A 10,030-nucleotide genomic window follows, 5' to 3' on the forward strand; every position below is an offset into this window, starting at 1 on the left:
ACGTTGGCGAGCTCCACCGCCGAACCATCAGCCTTCACGCGAACCTTGACGTTCGCATCCACAACCCGCTTCACGGGCACAAGGATCTTCATTTGCCTGTCACCTCTTCACGCTAGTTGGGCGCGCTATAACAGCCTGCGCCCTTTCTGAGTTGTCGAAAGCCGACATTCCGGGTGGAAATTCGGGCCGAATGGAAATTCTGGTCTTTGACCGCCTTAGGCTGCGGCGGTGACGTTTCCGTAGTTGCGGCAACCCTGCACGTCAATACGCTGCAAGCCGCTCAAATCGGTTCAGTCCGAACTGGAAGCGTTTCCGCGCCCCCAACGCGGCGTCGCTGCGGGTGGCTCAGGCGCCACCGGTTCAGCAGTGGCCTGCGGTTGGTTGGGAGCGGCGACCGCGGCATCGTCGTCAGCGCCGGCAAACAGCGGCACGCCGCGGCTGCGCAGGACAAGTACCAGAACGGCGCCGGCGATGATGCCGCCGATATGGCAGGCCCAGGAAATCTGGTCCTCGCCGCCGGCGGCAAACATCACCACTTGGAACAGCACCCACAGGATGAGCGGGATGAAGGCAGGGATGCGGAGCGGGATGCGGGCAAAGGCCAGCACCCAGACCTTCACCCTGGGATAAAGGATCAGATAGGCGACGACCACGCCGGCGATGGCGCCCGAGGCGCCGATCAGCGGCACCTGCGAATCCCAGGCGACAAGGCCCTGGAAGGCGGCTCCGGCGACGGCGCATAGCAGGTAGAAGATGAGGTAGCGGATGTGGCCCAGCGCATCCTCGACATTGTCGCCGAACACCCACAGGAACAGCATGTTGCCGCCGAGGTGGAAGATGTCGGCGTGCAGGAAGGAATAGGTGAGGTAGCTCAGGCTTTCGGGGATGACGATAAAACGGGGATCAAGCTCGGCGGAGTCATGGACGACCGACGGGATGAAGCCGAGACCAAGCACGGCTGCATTGGAGAAACTCTCGCCGCCGAGCGCGGTGGCGAGGTAGACCAGGGCGTTGACCACGATCAGTCCGATCGTCACGTATTGCAGGCGGATGTGCCGCAGCCTGTTGGTGTCGTAAAGCGGGATGAACATGCCCCAGGCCCTCTTCCGCTTTCGACAATCAGCGGTTCTTGCCGGGAACCCATAGCACGTCGGCGTTTCCGTTGTCATTGACCGCCCGGGCGGCGACAAACAGGAAATCCGAGACGCGGTTGATGTATTTCAGTCCGTCGCGATTGACGTGTTCGCGCGGGTCCTGGGCCAGTGCCACCATCAGCCGTTCGGCTCGCCGCGCCACGGTGCGGGCAAGGTGAAGTGCCGCCGCTGCCGGCGTGCCGCCATTGAGCACGAAGGATTTGAGCGGCTGAAGCTCCTTGTTGAGCAGGTCGATGTCCTTCTCGACCCGGTCGGTCTGCACGGGGACGATGCGAAGCGGCTCATAGCCGAGCGGCTTGCCGTCGTCGGGCACGGCAAGATCGGCGCCGAGGTCGAAGAGATCGTTCTGGATGCGGGAAAGCATGGCGTCTATCGCCGGATGGGTCGCTGCCGTGTGGACCCGGGCGATGCCGATGCAGGCATTGGCCTCGTCGACCGTGCCGTAGGCGTCCACCCGCAGATCGGATTTCAGCCGCCGTTCGCCGGTGCCGAGACCCGTGGTGCCATCATCGCCGGTGCGGGTATAGATCTTGTTGAGCTTGACCATTTCGCCTCCCCGGCTGCCGATATCCTCACTTGCGGGTGAAATACACCGCCAGCAGGATCAGCACCAGCGCCACGGCCTGTAGCATGACGCGCGCCTGCATCAGCTTGTTCGAGGTGACGCCTGAGCCGCCGCGCATCATGTTGATGAGGCCACGAACAAGCACGATCACCACGGCGACCATGACCAGAATGGCGAGGATGTTGAAGACGGTTGCCATGGTATGTTCCCAGTTCGATTGATTCAGGCGCGTTTGGCAAGGATGCGGTAGAGCATCGATGCGGGCAGGATGCGTTTGAGCACCGCACCGATTTTGGCCGGCACTGTTACCACATAGTGCGGGCGCGGGCGCCGCGACAGAAGTGCATGGCGCAGCGCCGCGTGAACCACTTCCGGCCCTGGCTTCAAGGCCGATTGGCTGCCGCCGGCCCGCAGCCGCTCGAGTTGCGCTGCATAGTCCACGCGGTGCACGGAATTCTCGTGGTCGATATTCCTGAGAAACCAGGTGAGGCCATTGCTGGCTATCTTTGACTTCACAGGCCCTGGCTCGATCAACGAAACATGGATACCGCTGCCGGCCAGTTCCTGGCGCTGGCAGAGCATAAGGGCCTCCAGAGCGTGCTTCGACGCCGAATAGGCGCCGCGAAAACGCACCGGCGTCAGGCCGAGGATCGACGAGCAGTGGACCATGCGGCCGTGACCCTGGCTGCGCATCACCGGCACCAGCCGGCTGGTCAGGTCATGCCAGCCGAAGAAATTCGCCTCGAACTGCTCCTTGAGCGCTGCAACGGGCAGATCCTCGACGGCTCCAGGCTGCGCATAGGCGCCATTGTTGAACAGGGCGTCGAGCCGGCCGCCGGTGCGGTCGAGCACCGCCGTCACCAGCGCGGCGATGGAGTCCGGCTCGCAATAATCGAGATAGAAAGACTCGATTCCGTCGGCTTCGAGCGCGGCGATGTCCTGCGGCTTGCGCGCCGTCGCGAACACCCGCCAGCCTTCAGCCTTCAACGCACGGGCGCAGTACGCGCCTATCCCAGAAGATGCGCCGGTGACGATGATCGAGCGCAATTCCTGCGCCGGACTGTTCGTGGTGTCGTCAAGGGTTGCCATTTGCCGCAATCCCTTCCCATATTCCCGGCGTGGAGACAATTGGAGGGCGCGGTTCTTGATGCGGAAGATCGTAGCCCTCAAGCGGGTCCTCTACGACGCGCTTGGCCATTTCAACACTGATGACGGCTGGGCGATGGCCAGCCATCTGGCGATCACATCGCTGATGGCATTGTTCCCGTTCCTGATCTTTGCCACGACGCTGGCGAGCTTCCTCGGCGCGCAGGCGTTCTCCGACACGGCCGTGCACTTGGTCTTCGACACCTGGCCCGAACAGATCGCCAAGCCGATCGCGCGCGAAGTGCTCAATGTGCTGACCGTCAGGCGCACCGATCTTTTGACCTACGGCGTGGTGCTTGCCGCCTATTTTGCCTCGAACGGCATCGAGGCGCTGCGCACGTCGCTCAACCGCGCCTATCGCGTCTCGGAAACGCGCGGCATCATCTACCGCCGGGTGCAGAGCATCATCTTCGTTCTCATCGCCACCGCTGGTTTCCTGGCGATCAGCGTGCTCCTGGTGTTCGCGCCGCTGCTGGCGCGGCTCGCCGAAGCCCATATTGACGGGATCAAGCCCTATATGGGCACAATCACGCTGTGGCGTTATGTCATCGCCTCGGCGGTCATTGTCGGCGGATTGTTTGCCGTCCATTTCTGGCTGCCGGCAGGCAAGCGCCGCTTCGTCTCGCTGGTGCCGGGCATCATCTTCACGCTGGCGGCATGGCTTATCGGCTCGACCATCTTCGCCACCTATCTCGACCACTTCTCGTCCTATGTGACGACCTATGCCGGCCTGGCTTCGATCATGATCGCCGTGGTCTTCCTCTACATGGTCTCGGCGATCTTCATCCTCGGCGGCGAACTCAATGCCGCGATCAGCCGCTATCTGGAGGCCCGTGCGCGGGTCGGATGAGTCGGTGCTGGGCGGATAGAGGAAATCAAGAATTGAAGAATTGAAGAATTGAAGAATTGAAGAATTGAAGAACGGGCTGTCGCTTGGGTTCCTCAATTCCTCAGTTCTACAATTCCTCCCTTGTTCGGCCGAGCCGTCGCCAGGCCGACGCCGAATGTGGTGATCGCCATGCCGACAATCTGCAGCGCGTTGAGCTGCTCGTCGAACAAGGCCCAGGCGATGAGGGCCGTCACCGCAGGCACCAGGTAGAACAGCGAGGCCACTTTCGACATCTCGCCGTCGCGGATCATCACCATCAGCAGGAAGATGGCGCCGAGCGACAGCACCAGCACCAGCCAGGCCATGGCGAAGATCAGTTCGCCGTTGATGACGACCGTGTGCGTCTCGAAGGCCAGCGCGGCCAGGATCATCAAAGCCGCGCCGCCGACATATTGCCACATGGTCGCCGCGACGAGGTCGCCGCCCGAGGCGAAGCGCTTCTGCCAGATGGTGCCGGCGCTCATGCCGAGCACCGAGACCAGCGAGGCGGTCAGTGTCGCCGCCGTCACGCCGCCGCCCAGCGCGCCGAGCTTAGGCCACAGCACGATGACGATGCCGATGAGGCCGATGCCAAGACCAAGCCAGTGACGCGGCAGGATCGCCTCGCCGAGAAACTTGCCGGCAAGCACCGCTGTGATCAGCGGCTGCAGGCCGACGATCAGGGCCGAAAAGCCGGCCGGCATGCCCCTGTGGATGGCCCAGAAGACGGCGCCGAGATAGACGCCGTGCATCAGGATTCCGGCGCCGGTGGCATGCAACGCCTCCTCGCGGGTGGCTCCCTTCGAGCCCAGCACAAGCGTCAGAACGGCCAGCAGGATGGCGGCGATGACGAACCGTGCGGCGAGGAAGGTGAACGGCTCCGCCCATGGCATGGCGTAGCGCGCGCCGATGAAGCCGGTCGCCCACAGGACGACGAAGGTGGCGGGAATGAACCGCTTGATGCTGTGCATGTTCCGCAGACCGCCGCGCTGGAGGGAGTTGACCGTGGCGCTGCTCTACTGCGCTTCAACCCGGCGCGCAAAACGAAACCATTGATCCATGCATCACCGGAATTCAACGGGCGTCAAGTTCGACATGCGTTACCTTGACCGCGCCGCGCTCAAAGCCCGACCAGTCGCCTGACGTCGTCCGGTGATGCGCCGGTATGGCGCAAGGCGGCAAGGCCGGTGTGGCCGAGGCTCTTGGACAGCTTTCGTCCATCCGGCCCGAGGACGAGGCGATGATGGAAATAGGCAGGCTGCGGCAGTCCGAGGAGTTCCTGAAGCAGGCGCTGCACGCCGGTGGCGGAAAACAGATCCTGGCCGCGCACGACGTGGCTGACGCCTTGCAGGGCATCGTCCATGACGACGGCGAGGTGGTAGCTGGTCGGGATGTCGCGGCGCGCGACGATCACATCGCCCCAGTCCCACGGCCGGGCTTCGACCGATCGGGTCGCAGAAAGTCTCTCATCGACGAATTCGGTCCATGACAGGTCCTTGCCGACACGCACCATGGCGGCCTCGACATCCAGCCGCCAGGCGAAGGGCGTGTTCTCGGCGATCCGCCGCTTGCGCTCCTTGACCGGCAGAGCCTTGTCGGCTGCGGGGTAGTGCGGCACGCCGTCGGGATCGCGCGGCCAGTCGCGTCCGTTCCCTTCGCTGTCGGTGATGAAAGCGCGTATCTCGCCACGGCTCATGAAGGCGGGATAGACGAGTTCTTCCGCGATCAGCCGGTCAAGCATCGCCTTATACTCGGGGAAATGCTCGGACTGGCGGCGCAACGGCTCTTCCCAGCCAAGCCCAAGCCATTTCAGATCGGCAAGCACGCCTGCCTCGAATTGCGGCGTGCAGCGCGTCGTGTCGATATCCTCGATGCGCAGCAGCAGGCGGCCGTCCGTCTGTGCCGCCAGTTTCTGGTTGAGCAGCGCCGAATAAGCGTGGCCGAGATGCAGGTCGCCGTTGGGGCTGGGGGCGAAGCGGAATGTCAGGAGTGTCATCTCTTCGGCGGCAATCATGTTTTGCGGCGCTTCGCCAATTGCTACCTTGTCGACGGTCAAGGAACAAGAAAGCATGCAGCGTATCGTGACATCAGACGACATTGCCCGTGGGCTCGATGCGCTTTGCGTGATCGACCCGCGCCTGGAAAAGGTGCGCGGCATGGCCGGCGAGGTGCCGCTGCGGCTCTCAGAGCCGGGTTTCAGGAGCCTGGCGTCGATCGTCGTTTCACAGCAGGTGTCCCGCGCGAGCGCCGATGCCATCTTCGGCCGGTTGACCAAGCTCGTCGATCCTCTGACGCCGCAGGCGATCCTTGCCGCCGGCGAAGACATGTTTCGCGAGGCCGGCCTGTCGCGGCCGAAGCAGCGCGGCCTGATCGCTGTTGCCCAGGCCGTGGTCGACGGCCTCGACCTTCATCACCTCTGTTCGCTCGATGCCCAGGAGGCGATCACGGCGATGACGGCGGTGCCCGGCATCGGCCCGTGGACGGCGGAAGTGTACCTGTTGTTTGCCGCCGGACACCCCGACATCTTCCCCGCACGCGACGTCGCGCTGCAGAGCGCGGTCGGCCACGCGCTCGGCATCGAGCCGCGTCCGCCGGAGAAAACACTGATCGCATTGGCCGAATCATGGAGCCCGTGGCGAGGTGTCGCATCACGGCTTTTCTGGTCCTATTATCGCGAAACCAGAGGACGGGACGCCGCGCCACCGGCCTGAATCCGCAAAAAAGCATAAAAATCATGTATTTTTGGCGCTTCAGCGGCGCGACAATCCGCTTCACATCCCTGTCATGTCGGGCTTACAGTATCCGCGCCGTTCGGGTCTAGAACCAAGGAGGTAAACACGTGACGGTCGCCGTATCTCCGGATGGGCTTCCAGCACTGGTGCTGAATGCGGATTACCGTCCGCTCAGCTATTACCCCCTGTCGCTCTGGTCGTGGCAGGATGCCATCAAGGCGGTGTTCCTCGACCGGGTGAACATCGTCGCCGAATACGAGCACGCCGTCTCCTCGCCGACCTTCTCGATGAAGCTGCCGAGCGTGGTCAGCCTGAAGGCCTATGTGAAGCCGTCCAGGCATCCGGCCTTCACCCGCTTCAACGTCTTCCTGCGCGACCGCTTCCAGTGCCAGTACTGCGGCACGCCGGAGGATCTGACCTTCGATCACGTCATTCCCCGCCACCGCGGCGGCGCGACGACATGGGAGAATGTCGTTGCCGCCTGCTCGCCCTGCAATTTGAGGAAGGGCGGCATGATGCCTGCGCATGCCAAGATGTGGCCGCTGCAGAAGCCTTTCCAGCCGACAGTGCACGATCTGCACAACAACGGTCGCCTGTTCCCGCCCAACCATCTGCATGAGAGCTGGATGGATTATCTCTACTGGGATGTCGAACTCGAACCCTGAGATCGTCCGAGAATTCGGGAGGCTGGCCGTCTGCAGCGACTGTCTGCGCTTCCGATGTTCACGGATACTTTGCTTTGCCGCATGTCCTTATCGGAAAACCGGAACCACTTTTCCGGGACATGCTGGATGTCCGCTCCGCTTCGGTTCTCGACAATCACTCCTTACGACTCAGCCTGCCGAATTCTTTGAACGATCTCGCGTCGGCTCAGTCTTGGTGACTCAGTCTCGGGTGAGGGCGCCGCGGAAGGCGATAGCGGCCAAGACAAGGCTGGCGATGGCGTTCCAGCCGGCCAGCGACAGGCCGAGGATGCGCAGTGCGGCCTTGTCGCAGGATGGCGGCACGAATTTGTCGAGCGCGTCGAGCACGCCCTTGCCGCCGGTGTCGACCGGTCCGGCGCCCGCGGTGCAATCGGTCGGGCCGGCCCACCACTGCCATTCGACGCCGGAGTGGTAGACGCCGAGATAGAGGCCGTAGAGCATCAAGAGGCCGCCGACGGCCAGCAGGCCGCGCGTCAGCCAGCTAGGTGCGTGCAGCATCGAGGCAATCACCGCCAGCACCATCAGCGGCACGCCGATGTAGTAGGGTGTGCGCTGTTCCAGGCAGAGGTGGCAGGGGATGTAGCCGCCGAGATACTGGAAGCCGAGCGCCGAGCCGACGGTGGCGGCCATGGCGACGGCGAGGAACAAGGCCGTGCGCGTCCGCTGGCGTCCGGTGTCGGCATTCATGGTCGCGGTCATTTCGATCGGCTCCGTCCGGCTTGCGAAGGCTGTGTTCAGAACGCGTATTTGACGACGATATAGAGCAAAATCAGGGCAGCCGCCGCGCCGCCGGCGATCAGGCCAAGGCGCTTTTCGATGAATTCGCGGATCGGCTCGCCATAGCGGCGCAGCAGCCAGGCGAGTAGCAGGAAGCGGGCGCCGCGCGCCACGATCGCCAGCACGATGAACAGCGCCAGATTGACGCCGATAACCCCGGACAGGATCGTCACCACCTTGATCGGCGGCAGATGAGCAGCGCCCGAGGTGATCAGCATCAGGATGATGAAGCCGACGCCCGAAGAGGTGCGCAGCGCTTCGAATTCGTCATATTTGCCGTAGAATTCGAGGATCGGCCTCGCCACCGCGTCATAGGCGTAGTGGCCGATGAACCAGCCGGCGATGCCACCCAGCACCGAGGCGACCGTGGCGATCAGCGCGTAGCGGTAGGCGCGATCCGGCCGCGACAGCGCCATCGGCAAAAACAGCACGTCGGCCGGCACCAGGAACACCGAGCTTTCGACGAAAGCGATGAAGGCCAGCCACCATTCGGCGGATTTGCGGGCCGCCAGCGACAAGGTCCAGTCGTAAAGTCCGCGAAGCATCGGCACTCCTAATGCATGTCACCCAAAGGTGCGCAGCGTTTTCGGGACAACGGCGTGCACAAAAACCAGACCCAAAGCGCGCTATCGTCCCTTCAGACGTGCAGCACTTCGATGCGCCGCCTGTCTAGAAAGATTTTCCGCGCTGCACAATGGCAGCCCCGTCACGAAATCGAAAGGCGCAGTTTGGTCGCATCTTGAGGGCGCCGGAGAATTGGCCAGTTGACGAACAGGCCTCCAACCGTATAGTCCCGCGCCATCCAGGCCGCCCGGCCTGAGCCCCTATGGCGGAATTGGTAGACGCGCTCGACTCAAAATCGAGTTCCGCAAGGAGTGCTGGTTCGATTCCGGCTAGGGGCACCATTGATTCGCTGGAGCAGGCCACTCTTAATACTTCGGTGGCCCCCTGTGGAGACACCAGAGCGGATACGCCACAAGACCGACCATTACTGCGATCAACCAACCCCAATAAAGGAGCGGGTGGTGGATCCGATCTATGAGAAAGATGCCTTTGTCATAGATTGCAGTGATGCCTTTCCCAGTCCAAAGGGAGGCGGCCACGGCAATACCACCAATCAGCGTCTCTGCGATGAGAATGCCCTTGATGATTGGTGAGTGCCGACTGCTTCCGGTCAAAGAGGTGTTCCCCTATAAGCGCCTACCCGTTCCATTCACCACGGCTAACACGCCTTGGTTGCATCGGAGTTAAGTGGGACGGCTTGATGCTGAGGTATAGCGCCTGATACCTACTGAGGTACATCGAGACTATCGGGCCTCGGGAGATAATATCCTGTAAGGTCTTGTTATTGCTGAGCGATTGTTCGGTCTAAGCGCTGGTTCGATCCAACCCCAGTACCCCGGCTAGGGGCACCACCCTTCGCTCTTCGAGCTTCGGGTGGCAAAGCCATTCGAAGCTCGTTAGACGAAGGAGGACTGTTGACAGTTCGATTCAGAGCCGTCGAAGGGGCACCAATTTTACCGATGCTCACCGCATGTTGCCGGTATGGCCTTGCGAGTATCTGCCTGGCTGCGGCCAGACCGTCAGGCCGTGAGGCTCAACGCCAACCGGGATCTTCGTGACAGCGCCCGAGGTCGTGTCAATCATGTAGACCTCGCTGTCAAAGCGACCAGACAGCCACAATTGCTTGCCGTCGGCGCTGACATTTCCCATGTCGGGGCTGCCGCCACCAGGGATGAGCCATTGGCCGACGACCGAACGGGTGGCGAAATCGATGACGGTCACGCTGCCCGGCCCGTGTGCGCGGCCTTGCTCCATCTTGTGCGAGCCGCGATTTGAAACGTAGAGCTTTGTCCCGTCACGGCTCACGACAAATCCGTGCGTTCCGATACCGGTGGCGATGAAACCAATCTCGGAAAAGCTGTCTCCGTCAATCAGGAACACCCCGTCGTTCATCATGTCAGCGACATAAAAGACCTTGCCGTCGGGGGAAAGCCTGACGTCTTGCGGCATGCCCATCTTCGACAGGGCAAGGCGGCCGAGCACTTTTTGATTTTTCAGGTCCACCTTCAAGAGGCTGCCAG

The 10,030-nt window shown here is 62.4% G+C and carries 13 protein-coding genes and 1 tRNA gene; 5 read left to right on the forward strand and 9 right to left on the reverse strand.

Annotation, left to right across the window (positions count from 1 at the left end; all coding sequences use genetic code 11):
* Positions 1-290 precede the first annotated feature (290 nt).
* Genes EN935_RS10530 through EN935_RS10545 form a run of 4 tightly spaced genes read right to left on the reverse strand, consistent with a single transcriptional unit; the run spans position 291 to position 2,808 of the window.
* Positions 291-1,091 carry a rhomboid family intramembrane serine protease gene (locus EN935_RS10530; protein ID WP_127263912.1) on the reverse strand — a complete coding sequence of 267 codons (801 nt, stop codon included), beginning with the start codon at positions 1,089-1,091 and terminating at the stop codon, positions 291-293.
* Between the two features lie 28 nt (positions 1,092-1,119).
* Positions 1,120-1,701 carry a cob(I)yrinic acid a,c-diamide adenosyltransferase gene (locus EN935_RS10535; protein WP_126070657.1) on the reverse strand — a complete coding sequence of 194 codons (582 nt, stop codon included), beginning with the start codon at positions 1,699-1,701 and terminating at the stop codon, positions 1,120-1,122.
* 25 nt (positions 1,702-1,726) lie between these two features.
* Positions 1,727-1,918 (reverse strand): twin transmembrane helix small protein, encoded by a 192-nt coding sequence (locus tag EN935_RS10540; protein WP_027038149.1) that lies wholly within the window; start codon positions 1,916-1,918, stop codon positions 1,727-1,729.
* Between the two features lie 23 nt (positions 1,919-1,941).
* Positions 1,942-2,808 (reverse strand): SDR family oxidoreductase, encoded by an 867-nt coding sequence (locus tag EN935_RS10545; protein ID WP_109658593.1) that lies wholly within the window; start codon positions 2,806-2,808, stop codon positions 1,942-1,944.
* A gap of 58 nt (positions 2,809-2,866) precedes the next feature.
* On the opposite strand from EN935_RS10545, the gene EN935_RS10550 reads away from it, so the two are divergent.
* Complete coding sequence (locus EN935_RS10550) at positions 2,867-3,715, forward strand: YihY/virulence factor BrkB family protein (protein ID WP_206438751.1); 849 nt, start codon at positions 2,867-2,869, stop codon at positions 3,713-3,715.
* A 92-nt stretch (positions 3,716-3,807) separates the two neighbouring features.
* Here EN935_RS10550 and EN935_RS10555 read toward each other — a convergent pair whose 3' ends face one another.
* Together EN935_RS10555 and gluQRS are read right to left on the reverse strand one after the other, a co-directional pair.
* Positions 3,808-4,704: a DMT family transporter gene (locus EN935_RS10555; protein WP_126070654.1), complete on the reverse strand. Its 897-nt coding sequence runs from the start codon at positions 4,702-4,704 to the stop codon at positions 3,808-3,810.
* 149 nt (positions 4,705-4,853) lie between these two features.
* Positions 4,854-5,729 (reverse strand): tRNA glutamyl-Q(34) synthetase GluQRS, encoded by an 876-nt coding sequence (gluQRS, locus tag EN935_RS10560; protein ID WP_127263915.1) that lies wholly within the window; start codon positions 5,727-5,729, stop codon positions 4,854-4,856.
* Between the two features lie 73 nt (positions 5,730-5,802).
* Here gluQRS and EN935_RS10565 point away from each other — a divergent pair, with 73 nt between their 5' ends.
* Positions 5,803-6,444 carry a DNA-3-methyladenine glycosylase gene (locus tag EN935_RS10565; RefSeq protein WP_109661086.1) on the forward strand — a complete coding sequence of 214 codons (642 nt, stop codon included), beginning with the start codon at positions 5,803-5,805 and terminating at the stop codon, positions 6,442-6,444.
* A gap of 128 nt (positions 6,445-6,572) precedes the next feature.
* Positions 6,573-7,130 carry an HNH endonuclease gene (locus EN935_RS10570; RefSeq protein ID WP_006328497.1) on the forward strand — a complete coding sequence of 186 codons (558 nt, stop codon included), beginning with the start codon at positions 6,573-6,575 and terminating at the stop codon, positions 7,128-7,130.
* 219 nt (positions 7,131-7,349) lie between these two features.
* On the opposite strand, the gene EN935_RS10575 is transcribed toward EN935_RS10570, so the two are convergent.
* Positions 7,350-7,868, reverse strand: coding sequence for a disulfide bond formation protein B (locus EN935_RS10575; protein ID WP_109658596.1), 519 nt, complete (start codon positions 7,866-7,868; stop codon positions 7,350-7,352).
* A gap of 35 nt (positions 7,869-7,903) precedes the next feature.
* Positions 7,904-8,491, reverse strand: a complete 588-nt coding sequence (locus tag EN935_RS10580) for a YqaA family protein (RefSeq protein WP_109658597.1) — start codon at positions 8,489-8,491, stop codon at positions 7,904-7,906.
* Positions 8,492-8,766: 275 nt separating this feature from the next.
* On the opposite strand from EN935_RS10580, the gene EN935_RS10585 reads away from it, so the two are divergent.
* Both EN935_RS10585 and EN935_RS42755 read left to right on the forward strand, forming a co-directional pair.
* Positions 8,767-8,851: transfer RNA gene (locus EN935_RS10585), tRNA-Leu, on the forward strand.
* Between the two features lie 120 nt (positions 8,852-8,971).
* Positions 8,972-9,103, forward strand: coding sequence for a hypothetical protein (locus tag EN935_RS42755; RefSeq protein WP_281040327.1), 132 nt, complete (start codon positions 8,972-8,974; stop codon positions 9,101-9,103).
* A 370-nt stretch (positions 9,104-9,473) separates the two neighbouring features.
* Here the strand turns inward: EN935_RS42755 and EN935_RS10590 are convergent.
* A partial coding sequence (locus tag EN935_RS10590) for a YncE family protein (protein ID WP_164771075.1) occupies positions 9,474-10,030 on the reverse strand: 557 nt, incomplete at its 5' end.

Source organism: Mesorhizobium sp. M7D.F.Ca.US.004.03.1.1, assembly GCF_003998635.1.
Taxonomy (GTDB): Bacteria; Pseudomonadota; Alphaproteobacteria; order Rhizobiales; family Rhizobiaceae; genus Mesorhizobium; species Mesorhizobium loti.